The following is a 16,529-nucleotide window of genomic DNA, read 5'->3' as shown; positions in this document are numbered from 1 at the left end:
GGCGGCGCCCCCCCCCCCCCCCCCCCCCCCCCCCCCCGGCCCCCCGCGGGGCCCCCCCCCCCCCCCCCCCCGACCCGGCCCCGACCCACCCACCGGACAGCGGGCGCCACCCAAGCCCCCACCGGACCGACGCACCGCAGGCACCCCACCCGCACCCCGCCGAAGCCCCGGGCGCCACGCCCACCCCCACCGGACCGGACGCCGCGCCGCAGGGCACACCACCGGACCGGACGCCGCCCCCGGTCGAGGGCTACTCGACGTCCCCGCCGGACTCCGTGTCGGCCTCCGCCTCGGAGGCCGTCTCCGCACCGCCCGCCTCCAGCAGGCGCGCCAGCTGCCGCCCGCCGATCCGCTTGAACTTGCGCTTCTGCGGGCGCGTACGGTCCAGCACCGCCACCTCCAGCCGCTCCGCGGGAATCTCCCGCTCACTGCCGTTGGTGTCGCGGGACAGCGACTGCACCGCCAGCTTCAACGCCTCCGCCAGCGTCATCCCGTCCCGGTGCCGCTGGTCCAGGTACCCGCTGATCTGCTCCGCGTTGCCCCCCACCGCCACCGAGCCGTGCTCGTCCACGATGGACCCGTCGTGCGGCAGCCGGTAGATCTGGTCCTGGTCCGGGGTCTCCCCGACCTCGGCCACCACCAGCTCCACCTCGTACGGCTTCTCCCCCACGCTCGAGAAGATCGTCCCCAGCGTCTGCGCGTACACGTTCGCCAGGCCCCGGGCTGTCACATCGTCCCGGTCATAGGTGTAACCCCGCAGGTCGGCGTAGCGCACGCCGCCGATCCGCAGGTTCTCGTACTCGTTGTACTTACCGGCCGCGGCGAACCCGATCCGGTCGTAGATCTCGCTGAACTTGTGCAGCGCACGGGACGGGTTCTCACCGACGAACACGATCCCGTCGGCATACTGCAGCACAACAAGGCTGCGGCCACGGGCGATGCCCTTGCGGGCGTACTCCGCCCGGTCCGCCATCGCCTGCTGGGGTGAGACATAGAACGGCGTCGACACCGGTTATCCGTCCCTTTCTGTCGAAGTCACTGGACCACCCTGAAACAACCGAACCGCTCGCGCCGCGACTACAGCAGCGAGGCCCGCGGACCGTCCGGCTGCTCCAGCCGCCGCTCCAGCACCGACCGGGCGATGTCGGACGCCTCGTCCTCGGTGAGCCGGCGGAAGCCGTCGTCGGTGATCACGGTGACGATCGGGTAGATCCGGCGGGCGACATCGGGACCGCCGGTCGCCGAGTCGTCGTCTGCCGCGTCGTACAGCGCCTGCACCACCAGCGTGGTGGCCTCGGCCTCACTCAGGTCGTCCCGGAACAGCTTCTTCATCGCACCGCGCGCGAAGATCGACCCGGAACCCGTGGCGGCGTACCCCTGTTCCTCGGAACGCCCGCCCGTGACGTCGTAGGAGAAGATCCGCCCCTTCTCCCGGTCCACGTCGTACCCGGCGAACAGCGGAACCACGGCCAGTCCCTGCATGGCCATGCCCAAATTCGAACGGATCATCGTCGAAAGCCGGTTCGCCTTGCCCTCCAGCGACAGCTGCGCGCCCTCGACCTTCTCGAAGTGCTCCAGCTCCAGCTGGAACAGCTTCACCATCTCCACGGCCAGCCCGGCCGTGCCGGCGATCCCCACCGCCGAGTACTCGTCCGCGGGGAACACCTTCTCGATGTCCCGCTGCGCGATGACGTTCCCCATGGTGGCCCGCCGGTCACCGGCGAGCACGACCCCGCCGGGAAACGTGACGGCCACGATCGTCGTGCCGTGCGGCGCCTCGATCACGCCCTTGACGGGCGGCAACGACCTCTTGCCCGGCAGCAGTTCCGGCTGGTGCTCGGAGAGGAAGTCCATGAAGGAGGAGGATCCGGGCGTCAGGAAGGCGGCCGGCAGACGCCCGGTGTGACGAGTGTTCGCTTCCACGAAGTTCCTTCCAGGTAGGCGGCTGCCCGACGAACGGCGTCGGGATCGTCTCCCAACGTGCCGATGGCCGAATCGCAGTTGAAGCACAGTACGCCACGGACCCTACCCGTCCCGCGGCAATGATCCACATATACGGCGGAGGCTTTCGGGCGGCTCCCGCAGCGCGAACGCTGCCCGCGGCCGGCTCATCCCGCACCACGGACAGCGCCCCACGCCGTCTTCGGCTCTCACCCCGGACGCCCCCGCAACCTTCGATGCGAAGGTTACTGACCGCCCTTCTGCACGAAGCTTCGAACGAAGTCCTCGGCGTTGGCCTCGAGCACGTCGTCGATCTCGTCCAGGACGTCGTCCACGTCCTCGCTCAGCTTTTCCTGACGCTCCTTGAGGTCCTCCGAAGCCTGCGCTTCCGCCGCCTGCTCCTCGGCCTCCTCCGTGGACCGGGTGGCCTTCTGCTGTCCGCCGCCGGTGTCCTTGGTCGCCATCACCCTCACCCCGCTCGGTTCGCCCGACACACTTGCTCGGTCAAGATCAGACCCTACAAGCCGGGTCCGACCGTGCCCCCGCAGTTGCTCCAACGTACGGGGGCCACCTCGATGATTCCCGGACCGGGCGTTTTCCACCCTGTCCGGCCGGCCCTTCCCGGGGTACCCCGGTACCCGCTCAGCTCCCCGACAACACCCTGACCAGGTCTTCCGCCGTACGGCAGCGGTCCAGGAGCTCCTTGACGTGATTACGCGTTCCGCGAAGCGGCTCCAGGGTTGGGACCCGCTGCAGCGAGTCCCGGCCCGGCAGATCGAAGATCACCGAGTCCCAGGAGGCCGCCGCGACGTCGTCCGCGTACTGCTCCAGACAGCGCCCGCGGAAGTACGCCCGGGTGTCCTCCGGAGGCTTCGTACGGGCCCGCTCGACCTCTCCCTCGTCCAGCAGCCGCTTCATCCGCCCCCGGGCCACCAGACGGTTGTACAGGCCCTTCTCGGGGCGTACGTCGGCGTACTGCAGGTCCACCAGGTGCAGCCGGGCGGCGTCCCAGTCCAGGCCGTCCCGGCGCCGGTAGCCCTCCATGAGCTCCCGCTTGGCCACCCAGTCCAGCTCGCCGGCCAGGCTCATCGGATCGTTCTCCAGCCGGGTGAGCGTGTCCTCCCAGCGCGCGAGGACGTCCTTGGTCTGCTCGTCGGCGTCGGCCCCGAAGCGTTCCTCCACGTACTTGCGGGCGAGCTCGAAGTACTCCATCTGGAGCTGCACCGCGGTCAGCGTGCGGCCGCTGCGCAGCGTGACGAGCCGCTTCAGGGAGGGGTCGTGCGAGATCCGGTGCAGCGTCCGCACCGGCTGGTCCACCGCGAGGTCCACCGCGATGAAGCCGTCCTCGATCATGGACAGCACCAGCGCCGTCGTGCCCAGCTTCAGGTACGTCGAGATCTCGGACAGGTTCGCGTCGCCGATGATCACATGCAGCCGCCGGTACTTCTCCGCGTCGGCGTGCGGCTCGTCCCGGGTGTTGATGATCGGGCGCTTCAGCGTCGTCTCCAGGCCCACCTCGACCTCGAAGTAGTCCGCCCGCTGGCTGAGCTGGAAGCCGTGCTCGTGGCCGTCCTGGCCGATGCCGACGCGGCCCGCTCCGGTGAAGACCTGGCGGGAGACGAAGAACGGCGTCAGGTGGCGCACGATGTCCGAGAAGGGGGTCTCCCGCTTCATCAGGTAGTTCTCGTGCGTGCCGTAGGACGCGCCCTTGTTGTCGGTGTTGTTCTTGTACAGGTGGATCGGCTGGGCGCCGGGGAGCTGGCCGGCCCGTTCCGCCGCCTCGGCCATGATCCGCTCGCCGGCCTTGTCCCAGAGGACGGCGTCGCGCGGGTTGGTGACCTCGGGGGCGCTGTACTCCGGATGGGCGTGGTCCACGTAGAGCCGCGCGCCGTTGGTGAGGATGACGTTGGCCAGGCCGATGTCCTCGTCGGTGAGCTGGCTGGTGTCGGCGGCCTCACGGGCGAGGTCGAAGCCTCGCGCGTCCCGTAGCGGATTCTCCTCCTCGAAGTCCCAGCGGGCCCGGCGGGCCCGGTGCATCGCCGCCGCGTAGGCGTTCACGATCTGGGACGAGGTGAGCATGGCATTGGCGTTGGGGTGGCCGGGGACGGAGATGCCGTACTCCGTCTCGATACCCATTACTCGCCGTACGGTCATGCGGCCCTCCTTGCCCGGCGGCGTCCCCGGTCGGGGGCGCTGCTGTACCGCCGGCGCTCCGGTGCGTGTGCGGTGCCCGTCCCCGCACTGCGCGACTTGGCGGTACGGAAGAGCCTAGAACGCCTTTGCGCTGGTGGGGAGATCATTTGCGTCATTGCTGTGCTCCAGCCGTGGCCCCGGAAAAACAGTCGGCTGCGGGTACCCCGCCGAGGGCACCCGCAGCCGCCCTGGCTTTTACAGGTACTGACCGGTATTCGCCACCGTGTCGATGGAGCGTCCGGTGTCCGCGCCCTGCTTTCCGGTGATGAGCGTACGGATGTAGACGATCCGCTCGCCCTTCTTTCCGGAGATCCGGGCCCAGTCGTCCGGGTTGGTGGTGTTGGGCAGGTCCTCGTTCTCCTTGAACTCGTCCACGCAGGCCTGGAGCAGGTGGGAGACGCGCAGGCCCTTCTGGTTCTTCTCCAGGAAGTCCTTGATCGCCATCTTCTTGGCGCGGCCCACGATGTTCTCGATCATGGCGCCGGAATTGAAGTCCTTGAAGTAGAGGACTTCCTTGTCGCCATTGGCGTAGGTGACTTCCAGGAAGCGGTTCTCCTCGGATTCGGCGTACATCTGTTCCACGGCGGTCCGGATCATGCTCTGGACCGTCATGGCCTTGTCGCCGCCGTGCTCGGAGAGGTCGTCGCCGTGCAGCGGGAGGCGTTCGGTGAGGTACTTGCCGAAGATGTCCTGGGCCGCCTCGGCGTCCGGACGCTCGATCTTGATCTTCACGTCCAGCCGGCCGGGCCGCAGGATGGCGGGGTCGATCATGTCCTCGCGGTTGGAGGCGCCGATCACGACCACGTTCTGCAGGCCCTCCACGCCGTCGATCTCGGCGAGCAGCTGCGGGACGATGGTGTTCTCCACGTCCGAGCTGACGCCGGAGCCACGGGTGCGGAAGAGGGACTCCATCTCGTCGAAGAAGACGATGACGGGGGTGCCCTCGCTGGCCTTCTCCCGGGCCCGCTGGAAGACCAGGCGGATCTGCCGCTCGGTCTCGCCGACGTACTTGTTCAGCAGCTCGGGACCCTTGATGTTGAGGAAGAAGCTCTTGCCGGCGGCCTGGCCGGTGACCTCGGCGACCTTCTTGGCCAGCGAGTTGGCGACGGCCTTGGCGATGAGCGTCTTGCCGCATCCGGGGGGCCCGTAGAGCAGCACGCCCTTGGGCGGCCGCAGTTCGTGCTCCTTGAACAGGTCCGGGTAGAGGTACGGCAGCTCGACCGCGTCGCGGATGGCCTCGATCTGGCCGCCGAGGCCGCCGATCTGCTCGTAGCCGATGTCGGGGACTTCCTCGAGGACGAGTTCCTCGACCTCGCTCTTGGGGACGACCTCGTAGACGTATCCGGAGCGGGGCTCCATGAGCAGGGCGTCGCCGGGGCGGATGGTGACGTCCAGCAGCGGCTCGGCGAGCCGCACCACCCGCTCCTCGTCGGTGTGCCCGACCACCAGGGCCCGCTCGCCGTCCTCGAGGATCTCCTTGAGGGTGACGATGTCGCCGACGCGCTCGAACTCCATGGCCTCGACCACGTTGAGCGCTTCGTTCAGCATCACCTCCTGGCCGCGCCGGAGCTCGTCGAGCTCCACTCCGGGGCTGACGTTCACCCGCAGCTTGCGGCCGCCGGTGAAGATGTCGGCCGTGCCGTCCTCGTTCGCCGTGAGGAAGACACCGAAGCCGGCCGGGGGCTGTGCGAGCCGGTCGACCTCCTCCTTGAGGGCCACGATCTGGTCGCGGGCCTCACGGAGCGTGCCGGCGAGTCGTTCGTTCTGGGCGGACACGCCGGCCAGGTTGGTCTGCAGCTCGACGATCCGCTCTTCGAGAATCCTCGTGTGTCGCGGAGAGTCGGCGAGCTTGCGTCGCAGGACGGCGATCTCCTGCTCAAGGTAGGCAATCTGCCCGGCCGGGTCGTCGGACCCGCGTCCCGGGCGGATGCCGCGGTTCATGTCGTCGTCGTGGGCTGCCACGGTCCTCACCTCCTCCAAGGGGAGCTGGACGCTTCCAGACCCTACCTGGGCGGGTGTCGATTGAAACCCCTAGATCACAAAGACGGTCGGGGTGTGTCCGATCTTCACCCTTGCGCTCTCCCTCACGCCAGGGGAATACCCACCGAAGATGATTGGAACCCAGGCGAAGGTAGGGTCGAAGTGTTCAACACCCGTCAGAGCTGGCCGGATTCCCGTTCGGTTCGACGCAGGAAACGGCAGGAGAGATGAGCGTGCAGCAGGAGGCCGGAGTCGGCGGCGAGGCCCTGGAGGTCTGGATCGACCAGGACCTGTGTACCGGAGACGGCATCTGCGCCCAGTACGCGCCCGAGGTGTTCGAGCTGGACATCGACGGTCTGGCCTATGTGAAGAGCCCGCAGGACGAGTTGTTGCAGGACAAGGGGGCGACCACGCCCGTGCCGCTGCCGCTCCTCACGGACGTGGTCGACTCGGCGAAGGAGTGTCCGGGCGAGTGCATCCACGTCCGTCGGGTTTCGGACGGCGCCGAAGTGTACGGGCCGGACGCCGGGTGATCGTTTCGATACGACGCGTCACGGCCGCCCGATCCCTCACCCGCCGGGGTGTGCGCCCCGTCGCACGCCCGCGCGCGGGTCATACGCTCCTGGCGCCGGACGGGGCGGACCGCACGAACGAGCCGTCCTCCCACCGCCATTTCACGTCCTCGCGCACATCGGGGCAGCAACTGGGCACGTCGGCGGAGGAGTAGCCGAAGAGTTCGGCGGTGACCTCGCCGTCACGCACGGCGAGGTCACCGACGTTGGTGCGGTCCCCGGGGTCGACGAGGGTGGCGACCACGCGCGGTTCGGTGCCGCCGGCGGCCCCGGTGAGGACGTACACGCCGTCGGGCGGGGTACCCATCGGGGAGTCGCAGTGGACGACGGCCACCGTCTCCGGGCGGCCGTCGCCGTCGAGGTCACCAAAGGCCTTCTTCTTCACCACCACCTCCACCGGGCCGCAGTCGAGGGGGAACTCGACGGCCCCCGGGTCGGGCGGGGCGGTGCGCGCCGGGGCGCTCTTCGTGCGGGGTCCGGGCGCCGGGGCCGCCGCGGTCGCGGCGTCGGGGCCCAGGACCGAGGAGAGGGCCACGACACCGGCGAGAGCCGTGGCGGTGGCGACCCAGTGGATGGGCCGGGTGTGCGTGTGGGCGAGCTCCGGAACGGCGGAAGGCTGCACTAGGAGTGTCTCCTGTGAGGGCTGTGCCGGTGGGGGTGGCCAGCATCGTGCCACACGTCACAGTACGGAGGGAACGGCGGGGGTGTGCGGTTCCGGTGCGGGGGAACACGGAAGATTTACGCTCTCCGTGCCGTCGGCCGGGTCGTCGGGTCAAGGTGAAGGCGCCGTGGCGCAGTTCCCCGCCGTCGCGGGGAACTGCGCCACGGCGCCTGTCCGTTGTGGGGGCGGCGGGCCGCGTCAGCGGGCGGCGCCTCCGTCGGCGTTGGGGCCGGCGTAGTCCTCGCCGTAGGCGCCCTTGGCGGGGCGGCGGCGGCGCATGGGCGGCTCGACGCCGTCGGCGAGGCGACGGGCGGTGAGCAGGAAGCCGGTGTGGCCGATCATCCGGTGGTCCGGGCGGACGGCCAGGCCCTCGATGTGCCAGTTGCGGATCATCGTCTCCCAGGAGGTCGGCTCGTTGAAGCAGCCGATCTCCCGGATGGACTCGACGGTCCGGGCGAGCTGGGTGGTGGTGGCGACGTAGCAGCACAGGATGCCGCCGGGAACGAGCGCCTTGGAGACCGCCTCCAGGCACTCCCAGGGGGCGAGCATGTCGAGGATGACGCGGTCGACGTCGGTGTCGGACAGGTTGTCCTGGAGGTCGCCCACGGTGAGCTGCCAGGCGGGGTGCGGGCCGCCGAAGTAGCGCTCGACGTTCTGCCGGGCGATGTCGGCGAAGTCCTCGCGGCGCTCGTAGGAGTGCAGCATGCCCTGGTCGCCGATGGCGCGCAGCAGGAAGCTGCTGAGCGAGCCGGAGCCGACGCCGGCCTCGACGACGCGCGCGCCGGGGAAGATGTCGGCGAAGGCGAGGATCTGCCCCGCGTCCTTGGGGTAGACGACGGCCGCCCCGCGGGGCATGGACAGGACGTAGTCGGGGAGCAGGGGGCGCAGCGCGAGGTAGGCGACGTTCCCGGTGGTGCGGACAACGCTGCCCTCGGGAGCACCGATCAGTTCGTCGTGGGGGAAGGAACCCTTGTGGGTGTGGAAGTTCTTCCCGGCCTCGAGCGTGAACGTGTAGTGGCGGCCCTTGGGGTCGGTCAGCTGAACCTGGTCCCCGACCTTGAAGGGCCCGCGCCTGCGGGCGGCACCGGTCGGTTCGGACATGTGAACAGCCTACCCGTCCCGGGAGGGGGCGCCGACCACCGCCGGTGCGGGCGGGAGGTTCAGCTGGGCCGCGCCATCGCCTTCACGAAGGCCCGCTCGACGTCGGCCGCGGACAGGACGCCGTAGATCTCACCGGTGTCCTCGACCACCAGGTACTCGGTGGCCGGGGTGGCGCGCAGGGCGTCCAGGAGGTCCTCCCCGGCGAGCTCGGCGGAGACGTGCATGCCGTCGGTGAGGTCCTGGGCGAGTCCGCCGACCGGTACCCAGGGGCGGCGGTGTTCGGGCACGCCGACGATGGCGGCCTCGCGGACCAGGGAGAGGGGGACGCCGTCGGGGTCGACGACGACCAGGGCGCGGGCGCCCGCGGCGTTGGCCCGGCGCAGGGCCTCGGAGAGGGGCGTGTCGGTCTCGACGGGCACCGCGCGGCGGGTGAGGTTGCGGGCGCGCAGCTCGGGGAGGTGCTCGCGCAGCCGGGCCATGCGCAGGCTGTTGCCGGCGCCGGTCCAGATGATCGCGGCGAGGATGGCGGCGAGCAGGGCGTCCAGGACGGTGTCCATGCCCACGTTGTCCACGGCGTCGGAGCCGAGGGCGCCGGACTGGGTGAGCAGCGGGAGGCCGATCAGGACGGCGACGGCGAGGGCGCGGCCGACCCAGGCGGCGGCGACGGTGCCGGTCATCGGCTTGCCGCTGATCGCCCAGACGACGGCGCGGAGCATGCGGCCGCCGTCCAGGGGGAGGCCGGGCAGCAGGTTGAAGACGGCCACGATGAGGTTGGAGACCATCAGGCCGGCCAGCAGGACGCCGGGAACGCTGCTGGGGTCGACGGCCAGCAGCGCGAGGTAGAACAGGCCGGACAGGACGAGGGAGAGCAGGGGGCCGACGAAGGCCAGCACGAACTCGCGTCCGGGGGTCTCGGCCTCCTTCTCGATCTCGGAGACGCCGCCGAAGAACTGGAGCTGGATGCGGCGCACCGGGAGTTTGAAGCGGAGGGCGGCGAGGGTGTGGGCGAGCTCGTGGACCAGTACGGAGGCGTAGAAGGCGACCGCGAAGAACAGGGAGACGAGGTAGCTGGCGGCGCCGAGCTCGGGCAGCACGCGGTCGATCTGTCCGCCGAACACCCAGGTGATGAGGAGGGCGACGAGGAACCAGCTGGGTGCCACGTACACGGGCACTCCGAACGGGCGCCCCATCAGCAGCCCGCCCCGCTGCGGCTCCGGCGGCCGCTGCGGCGGCGCCTGACCGGCACCGGAGTGCGCGAGCGGGCGTCCTCCGCCGGCGCCGGCCCGCGGGGCCCCCCGCTCTTCGCCGGGCCCGCCCGCGGACGCGGAGGGCTCGCCGGGTCCGTGACCGCCCCGCTCGTCGGTGGAGGCGGGAGGCCCGCCGGGTCCGGTGTCCGGAGTCCGGGGAGCCGGCTGGGGGGAGGGGTGGTCCCGGCCGGTGGCCGGGGGCCGGGGACGCGCGGGGGTGCCGTCGGGACGGTCGGCGGCGGACTCGTCCGCGGGGCCGTCGGCAGGGCGGCCGGGCTCAGGGGTGACCGGGGGCCGAGGGCCCGTGTGGTCGGGCGACTCGTCGTTGCCGGGTCGCGGCTGTCCGTGCCCGCCGCTTGCGTCCACCGGTGTCCCCTCGTTCGCTGCGTCTCCCGCGCCTGCCGGACGGGAGGGTCTCGTGTCGATGGTATGCGGACCGCACCGCGCGTTCCGCCCCGGCACCCTGTCTCTTCCCCTCCTTCCCCTCCTCTGCCTTCCTCTCCCTTCGTCTCCCCGCCGTCACGCGCAGCGCCCGCGGCCGGTGGACGGGCCGGGGCCCCGTCGGGGGTGTCCGTCCCCGTACCGGCGCGCAGCCGGCCCGCCCCGCCCCGGGGCCCCTCCGCGCCGTCGGCGGTGCACGCTCTGTCAGTGGCGGGCCGTAAGGTCTGTGGGTATGGAGACGAGCATCGGGGCCGGGGAGCAGGCCGGTGGCGGCCGGGGCGCAGTGGGCGCGGGGGCCGTCACCGCCGTACCGCCCGCCTCACTGTCCCCCTCACGTGCGAGCGACTTCATGCAGTGCCCGCTGTTGTACCGGTTCCGGGTCATCGACCGGCTGCCGGAGAAGCCGAGCGAGGCGGCGACCCGGGGCACGCTGGTGCACGCGGTGCTGGAGCGCCTCTTCGACGCCCCGGCCGCCGACCGCACCGTGCCCCGGGCGAAGTCGCTGGTCCCGGGTCAGTGGGACCGGCTGCGCGAGAGTCGGCCGGAGGTCGTGGAGCTATTCGCCGACGATCCGGAGGGCGAGCGGCTGGCGCGCTGGCTGGCGGAGGCGGAGAGGCTGGTCGAGCGGTGGTTCTCGCTGGAGGACCCGAGCCGGCTGGAGCCCGCCGAGCGGGAGCTGTTCGTCGAGGCGGAGCTGGACTCCGGACTCAGACTGCGCGGCATCATCGACCGGGTGGACGTCGCGCCCACCGGCGAGGTGCGGATCGTCGACTACAAGACGGGCAAGGCGCCCCGTCCGGAGTACGCCGAGGGCGCGCTGTTCCAGATGAAGTTCTACGCCCTGGTGGTGTGGCGGCTGAAGAAGGTGATCCCGCGCCGGCTCCAGCTGGTGTACCTCGGCAGTGGTGACGTGCTGACCTACGACCCCGTGCTCGCGGATCTGGAGCGGGTGGAGCGCAAGCTGCTCGCGCTGTGGGACGCGATCCGGCTGGCGACCGAGACGGGTGTCTGGCGTCCGCGTCCCACGAAGCTGTGCGGCTGGTGCGACCACCGGGCGCACTGCCCGGAGTTCGGCGGCACTCCCCCGCCGTACCCCCTCCCGGTGAGGGCGCCCGAGTCCGGCGGGGCCCAACAGGGCAGAATGGGGCCGGACTAGCGAAGGAGACTCAGGTGGCCATCCGCGTCCTACTGGTCGACGACCAGCCGCTGCTGCGTACCGGGTTCCGGATGATTCTGGAGGCCGAGCAGGACATCGCGGTCGTCGGCGAGGCCGGAGACGGCCTCCAGGCCCTGGACCAGGTGCGGGCACTGCAGCCCGATGTGGTGCTGATGGACATCCGCATGCCGCGGATGGACGGGGTGGAGGCGACCCGGCAGATCACCGGGCCCGAGCGGGACGGGCCGGCGAAGGTGCTGGTGCTGACGACGTTCGATCTCGACGAGTACGTGGTGGAGGCGCTGAAGGCGGGGGCCAGCGGCTTCCTGCTGAAGGACGCCCCGGCAGGCGAGCTGGTGCAGGCGATCCGTGTGGTGGCCGCCGGGGAGGCGATGCTCGCGCCGAGCATCACGCGCCGGCTGCTGGACAAGTACGCCACGCATCTGCCGTCCGGTGACGAGCCGGTGCCGGACACCCTGCACACGCTGACCGAGCGTGAGGTCGAGGTGCTGAAGCTGGTGGCGCGCGGGCTGTCCAACGCGGAGATCGCCGCCGATCTGTTCGTCAGCGAGACCACCGTCAAGACGCACGTCGGCCACGTCCTGACCAAGCTGGGGCTGCGCGACCGGGTCCAGGCGGCGGTGTACGCCTACGAGAGCGGTCTGGTGCGTCCCGGCGCGCAGTAGCGCGACGCGGTCCCCGGTGCGGCGGGGGCGCCCTCCCCGCGGGGAGGGCGCCCCCGCCGCACCACGGCGTCAGCTCTTGCTCAGCTCCCAGAACCGGAACACGGTCGAGGCGTCGAGGCAGTACTCCAGGCCGTACACGCCGTCCTGGACGACCGCGTACTGCTTGGCCTGCCAGAGCGGGAGGACGGGGACGTCCTCGGCGACGACGTCCTGGATCCGGCCGAAGTCCTCGTCGGTGGCGGAGCGGTCGCTCTGGGCGGCCGTGCGCGGGAGGAGCGTCTCGGTGATCGTGCCGCCGTCGTAGTTGTTGTCCAGCACGTTGCCCTCGCCGAAGAAGGGTCCGGTGAAGTTGTCGGCGTCCGGGTAGTCCGGCACCCAGCCCTTGACGTAGACGCCGTACTCGCCGGCCGCGATGTCCTTCTCGTACTGGGCGAAGGGGACCGACTCGACATCGGCGTCGAAGAGTCCGCTGGCGTTGAGCTGTCCGGCGATCGCCTTCATTTCCTGGTCGGTGGCCGGGCCGTAGCGGGACGGGGTGGACCACAGGGTCAGCTTCACCTTGCCGGTGATGCCCTCCTCCTCCAGCGCCGCGGCGGCCCCGGCCCTGGAGGGGCGGGCGCCGTAGGTGTCGAAGAAGGCGGTGCTGTGGCCGGCGATGCCGGCCGGGACGATCGAGTACAGCGGGCCGGCCGTGCCCTGGTGGACGTCCCGGACGAGGGCGTCACGGTCGATCAGATGGGCGATGGCGCGGCGCACGCCGAGCCTTCCGGCGACCGGGTCGTCCATGTTGAAGACCAGGTGCTGGACCTCGGCGCTGCTGCCCTCGACGACCTCGATGCCGCCGGTGCCGTCGTCGGCCCGCTCGATCTCGTTGACGGCCTCGGCGGTGAGGCCGCGGTAGGCGACGTCGACCTCGGCGTCCTGCACGGCCTTCTTCAGGGCGTTCTGGTCCCCGTGGAAGAACTCCAGGGTCACGCCGGAGTTCTTGGTCTCGGCGGCGCCCCGGTAGTGCTCGTTGGCGGAGAAGACGGCACGGTCGTTGGCGAACGAGTCCAGCCGGTACGGGCCGGAGCCGACCGCCTCCCCGTCCTCGCGCAGTCCGTCGGCGTCGTACTCGCGGTGGTCGACGATGGACCCCGCGCCGGACGCGATCTTGCTGGGGAAGGTGGCGTCGGGGGTGTTGAGTTCGAAGACGACCGTCTTCTCGTCGGGGGTGCCGACCTTCTCCAGTGTGGGGAACATGACCGCGGGCCCGTCGGGGTCGTTGATCTTCAACATGCGGTCGAAGGAGAACTTCACGTCCTTCGAGGTGAGCGGGTCACCGTTGCTGAACTTCAGTCCGTCCCGCAGCGTGCAGCTGTAGACGGTGGTGCCGGCGTCCGCGAAGCCGCAGCTCTCGGCGGCGTCCGGCTGCGGCTCGGTGGCGCCCTTGGGGAAACTGAGCAGCGACTGGAAGACGTTGTTGAACAACAGCCAGGAGCCGGGGTCGTAGCCGGAGGCGGGGTCGGTGGACAGGACGTCGTCCGACATCCCCACCACGACGTCGGAGCCGTTGGCCCCCGCGCCGCCGCTCTCGGTGCCACAACCGGTCAACAGGCCGGAGGCCAGCCCCGCCACGATGGGCAGGACTGGCCACGGGTTACGCAAATTCACGTGCTATGCCTTGTCGTTCTTGCTGCCCGGACCGCGCCACCGGTCCGGGTTCGTGCGGTTTCGTCACTCGCTGACGCCGCGCGCGAGCTCCCACAGCTGAAGAGTCGAGGAGGAGTTGAGCGCGTAGGCGGTGCCGGTGACGCCGTCGCGGGCGGCGACGTACTGCTTACCCTGCCACAGCGGGATCAGCGGGACGTCCTCGGCGACGATGTCCTGGATCTCCGAGAGGCTGCCGGAGGCGGACAGCCGGTCGGCCTGGCGGCGCGACTCGGGGATCAGCTCCTTGATGATCTTGGGGTTGGCGTAGGGCGAGCTGAGGAAGTTGTCCTCGCCCAGGAAGGGGGCGGTGAAGGCGTCGGCGTCCGGGTAGTCGGGGAACCAGCCCATGCCGTAGACGTCGTACTTCTCGTTCTGAGCGGCGGTCTTGAACTTGTTCCAGGTCTCGCTCTTGATGTCGGTCTCGAACAGACCGCTGTCGTTGAGCTGCTTGCTCAGCTGCTCGAACTCCCCCTTGGTGGCGGGGCCGTAGTGGTCGTGCGTGTAGTGCAGCGTCAGCTTCACCGGGGTGCTGACGCCGGCCTCCTCCAACACCGCGCGGGCCTTGGCCACGCTCGGTTCGCCGTACGTGTTGAAGAACGCGTTGGTGTGACCGGTGACACCGGCGGGGACCATCGAGAACAGCGGCTCGGCCTGGGAGCCGTAGACGTTGCCGACCAGCTCGCTGCGGTTGATGATCTGGGCCATCGCCTGGCGGACGGCCTTGTCCTTCACGGTGGCGGCTTCGGTGTTGAACGCCAGGTACCGGATCTCCAGACCGGGCGACTCGACCAGCTCGATCTCGTCGTCGGTGGCGTTGCCGAGCTCCTGGATCTGCTCCGGCGACATGGTTCGGGTCGCCATGTCGATGTCGCCCTTCTTCAGCGCCTCGCCCATGGCGTCGGCACTGTCGTAGGAGAGCATCTCGACCTTGTCGTTGTTCACCTTCAGCGCGCCCTTGTAGGAGGGGTTCTTGGTGAAGGTGGCGCTGACCAGCGTGTCGCCCTCGACCTCGCCCTTGAAGGTGTACGGGCCGGAGCCGTCGATCTCGAAGCCCTCGCGCAGCTTGCCCTTGTCGTAGGCGTCCGCGCTGACGATGCCCGCGACCGGGGTGGACAGCTTGTACGGGAAGGTGGCGTCGGCGCTCTTGAGGTGGAAGATCACCTCGCGGTCGCCCTGCGTCTCGACGGTGTCGATGGTGGACAGCAGCGCGAACACGCCGCTGTCGCCCTCGATGGAGAGGGCGCGCTCGATGGAGAACTTCACGTCCTCCGCGGTGATCGCGTCGCCGTTCGAGAACTTCAGGCCGTCGCGCAGGGTGCAGCTGTAGCGCTCGTTGCCGGCGTCGGTGAATCCGCAGGACTCGGCGGCCTCGGGCACCGGCTCGCCGTCGCCCCGGGGCTGGACCATCAGGGTCTGCACGGTCTGCCGCAGGATGTTCCAGGAACCGACGTCATAGGCCCAGGCCGGGTCGAGGGGCGCGGGGCCGTCCTCCTGGGATGCGGTGAACCGGTCCGTGGTGCCCACGACGATCGCTTCGCCGTCTCCACTCCCACCCTCGGTGTCGCCGCAGGCGGCGAGCACCGGCGAGAGCAGGCCCATCGCGGCCGCCAGCACCAAAGTCTTGCGGTTCATGCTCGAGTTTCTCCAGGACTGTCGACTCCGTGCGTCCGGCACGCGGGGGTTGTTGCTGCGGGATCACGGGGATGGGGGCGAGGTTCTCGCGATGAGATTAGTCCGCGCCCGCAGGAGGGTTCGCAGCCGCCGGAGTTGAAGGCACATCACGCAGTGGAACCGGGTGTGAACGCACCGGTAAAGGCGACCCGGGAAGGATTGGTGCAGCTTCTCATGAATCAGGACACAAGGGCGCACCGATGACCTACGACATGCTGCGGAAGGCACAGGAGGACATCGTTGTCGACCCCCTTTCACGTGATGAACCTCACATGTGAAAGGGGCCTCGACGATGCTGGGATTCGGCCACCGGCAAGCGGGTCGAATTCTTTCGGGCGCATGCGTCCGGGCCCGTGGAACCGCGTGGCGGGAATTCCGGCGGTAACACCGCTGCGCTGGGTGAACGCCTAGCGCATTTCCGTCATCACGCCGTGCAGGAATGTCAGGTCCACGGCTTCCAGGGAGGGGACGACCGTGCGCCGGGCGGCCGGGGTGATCGGGCCCACCGAGGGCACCGCGACGACCTGGCAGCCCGCCGCCTCGGCGGCGGCGACACCGGTCATGGTGTCCTCGACGACGGCGCACCGCACGGGGTCCACGCCGAGCCCGGCGGCGGCCGCGAGGTACGGGTCGGGGTGCGGCTTGGTGCGCGGCACCTCGTCGCCGGCGATCGACAGCGCGAAGTGCTGGGGGCCCAGCGTGGTCAGCACCCGGTCGATGATGCGCCGGTGGGAGGCGGAGACGAGCGCCGTGGGGATCTCGTACTCGAACAGCTCGGCGAGCAGTCGCGCGGCGCCCGGCATCAGCGGCAGGGCACGGTCGATACGGTCCTCGAAGCCGTCGTTGAGCAGCACCGTCAGCTCGGGGAGGCCGATGTCGGCACCGGTGGCCTCGATCAGGAACCCCGCGCTGCGGGTCATGGGGCCGCCGACCACGACATGGCGCCAGGAGTCGTCGAGGGTGTGGCCGAGGGAGGCGAAGACCTCGACCTCGACGTCCCACCAGAAGCCCTCGGTGTCCACCAGGGTGCCGTCCATGTCGAGGAGCACGGCCTGCAGGGCCGAGCCCTCGGCCATAGGGGTTCCGAGCGCGGGGACCGTACTGGTCATCCACGTACCTCCTTCACAGGGACGACCAGGCCGGTTCCCCCGGGGGGAACCGGCCTGTGATGGACCGACCAGTGTACGT

At 70.2% G+C, this 16,529-nt stretch carries 15 protein-coding genes; 3 read left to right on the top strand and 12 right to left on the bottom strand.

Annotated features, from left to right (window positions below; genetic code table 11):
- Positions 1–250 precede the first annotated feature (250 nt).
- From prcA to arc, 6 genes are all read right to left on the bottom strand, one after another.
- Positions 251–1,009 (bottom strand): proteasome subunit alpha, encoded by a 759-nt coding sequence (gene prcA, locus ACFY3N_RS30750; RefSeq protein ID WP_390820055.1) that lies wholly within the window; start codon positions 1,007–1,009, stop codon positions 251–253.
- Between the two features lie 68 nt (positions 1,010–1,077).
- Positions 1,078–1,923: a proteasome subunit beta gene (gene prcB / locus ACFY3N_RS30745; RefSeq protein WP_390820054.1), complete on the bottom strand. Its 846-nt coding sequence runs from the start codon at positions 1,921–1,923 to the stop codon at positions 1,078–1,080.
- Positions 1,875–2,051: an endonuclease domain-containing protein gene (locus tag ACFY3N_RS30740; RefSeq protein ID WP_390820053.1), complete on the bottom strand. Its 177-nt coding sequence runs from the start codon at positions 2,049–2,051 to the stop codon at positions 1,875–1,877. Before ACFY3N_RS30740 ends, prcB begins: the two co-directional genes overlap by 49 nt.
- Before the next feature lie 135 nt (positions 2,052–2,186).
- Positions 2,187–2,405, bottom strand: a complete 219-nt coding sequence (locus ACFY3N_RS30735) for a ubiquitin-like protein Pup (RefSeq protein ID WP_390820052.1) — start codon at positions 2,403–2,405, stop codon at positions 2,187–2,189.
- Positions 2,406–2,583: 178 nt separating this feature from the next.
- Positions 2,584–4,095: a depupylase/deamidase Dop gene (gene dop, locus ACFY3N_RS30730; protein ID WP_390820051.1), complete on the bottom strand. Its 1,512-nt coding sequence runs from the start codon at positions 4,093–4,095 to the stop codon at positions 2,584–2,586.
- A 234-nt stretch (positions 4,096–4,329) separates the two neighbouring features.
- On the bottom strand, positions 4,330–6,096 hold the full coding sequence (gene arc, locus ACFY3N_RS30725; RefSeq protein WP_390820050.1) for a proteasome ATPase: 1,767 nt from the start codon (positions 6,094–6,096) through the stop codon (positions 4,330–4,332).
- A 245-nt stretch (positions 6,097–6,341) separates the two neighbouring features.
- On the opposite strand from arc, the gene ACFY3N_RS30720 reads away from it, so the two are divergent.
- A complete protein-coding gene (locus tag ACFY3N_RS30720) occupies positions 6,342–6,647 on the top strand; it encodes a ferredoxin (protein WP_390820049.1) in 306 nt (101 codons plus the stop codon).
- 79 nt (positions 6,648–6,726) lie between these two features.
- On the opposite strand, the gene ACFY3N_RS30715 is transcribed toward ACFY3N_RS30720, so the two are convergent.
- The 3 genes from ACFY3N_RS30715 to ACFY3N_RS30705 form a co-directional block, all read right to left on the bottom strand.
- Positions 6,727–7,308 carry a hypothetical protein gene (locus tag ACFY3N_RS30715; RefSeq protein WP_390820048.1) on the bottom strand — a complete coding sequence of 194 codons (582 nt, stop codon included), beginning with the start codon at positions 7,306–7,308 and terminating at the stop codon, positions 6,727–6,729.
- A 237-nt stretch (positions 7,309–7,545) separates the two neighbouring features.
- Entirely contained in the window at positions 7,546–8,448 is a 903-nt protein-coding gene (locus ACFY3N_RS30710; RefSeq protein WP_073933638.1) for a tRNA (adenine-N1)-methyltransferase, read from the bottom strand.
- Positions 8,449–8,507: 59 nt separating this feature from the next.
- Complete coding sequence (locus tag ACFY3N_RS30705) at positions 8,508–10,061, bottom strand: site-2 protease family protein (RefSeq protein ID WP_390820047.1); 1,554 nt, start codon at positions 10,059–10,061, stop codon at positions 8,508–8,510.
- Between the two features lie 307 nt (positions 10,062–10,368).
- Here ACFY3N_RS30705 and ACFY3N_RS30700 point away from each other — a divergent pair, with 307 nt between their 5' ends.
- A complete protein-coding gene (locus tag ACFY3N_RS30700; RefSeq protein WP_390820046.1) occupies positions 10,369–11,292 on the top strand; it encodes a RecB family exonuclease in 924 nt (307 codons plus the stop codon).
- Between the two features lie 14 nt (positions 11,293–11,306).
- The gene (locus tag ACFY3N_RS30695) at positions 11,307–11,978 is read left to right on the top strand and encodes a response regulator (protein WP_390820045.1); all 672 of its coding nucleotides are present in this window, start codon (positions 11,307–11,309) and stop codon (positions 11,976–11,978) included.
- A gap of 69 nt (positions 11,979–12,047) precedes the next feature.
- Here ACFY3N_RS30695 and ACFY3N_RS30690 read toward each other — a convergent pair whose 3' ends face one another.
- From ACFY3N_RS30690 to ACFY3N_RS30680, 3 genes are all read right to left on the bottom strand, one after another.
- Positions 12,048–13,631 carry an ABC transporter substrate-binding protein gene (locus ACFY3N_RS30690; RefSeq protein ID WP_390820044.1) on the bottom strand — a complete coding sequence of 528 codons (1,584 nt, stop codon included), beginning with the start codon at positions 13,629–13,631 and terminating at the stop codon, positions 12,048–12,050.
- Between the two features lie 63 nt (positions 13,632–13,694).
- Positions 13,695–15,302: an ABC transporter substrate-binding protein gene (locus tag ACFY3N_RS30685; RefSeq protein ID WP_390820043.1), complete on the bottom strand. Its 1,608-nt coding sequence runs from the start codon at positions 15,300–15,302 to the stop codon at positions 13,695–13,697.
- 446 nt (positions 15,303–15,748) lie between these two features.
- Positions 15,749–16,450 (bottom strand): HAD family hydrolase, encoded by a 702-nt coding sequence (locus ACFY3N_RS30680; RefSeq protein WP_390820042.1) that lies wholly within the window; start codon positions 16,448–16,450, stop codon positions 15,749–15,751.
- Positions 16,451–16,529 lie beyond the last annotated feature (79 nt).

This window comes from Streptomyces sp. NPDC000348 (genome assembly GCF_042898795.1).
Classification (GTDB): Bacteria; Actinomycetota; Actinomycetes; order Streptomycetales; family Streptomycetaceae; genus Streptomyces.
The sequence above is the reverse complement of the archived record's forward strand: the minus strand, read 5'-3'. Positions and strand labels throughout refer to the sequence as shown.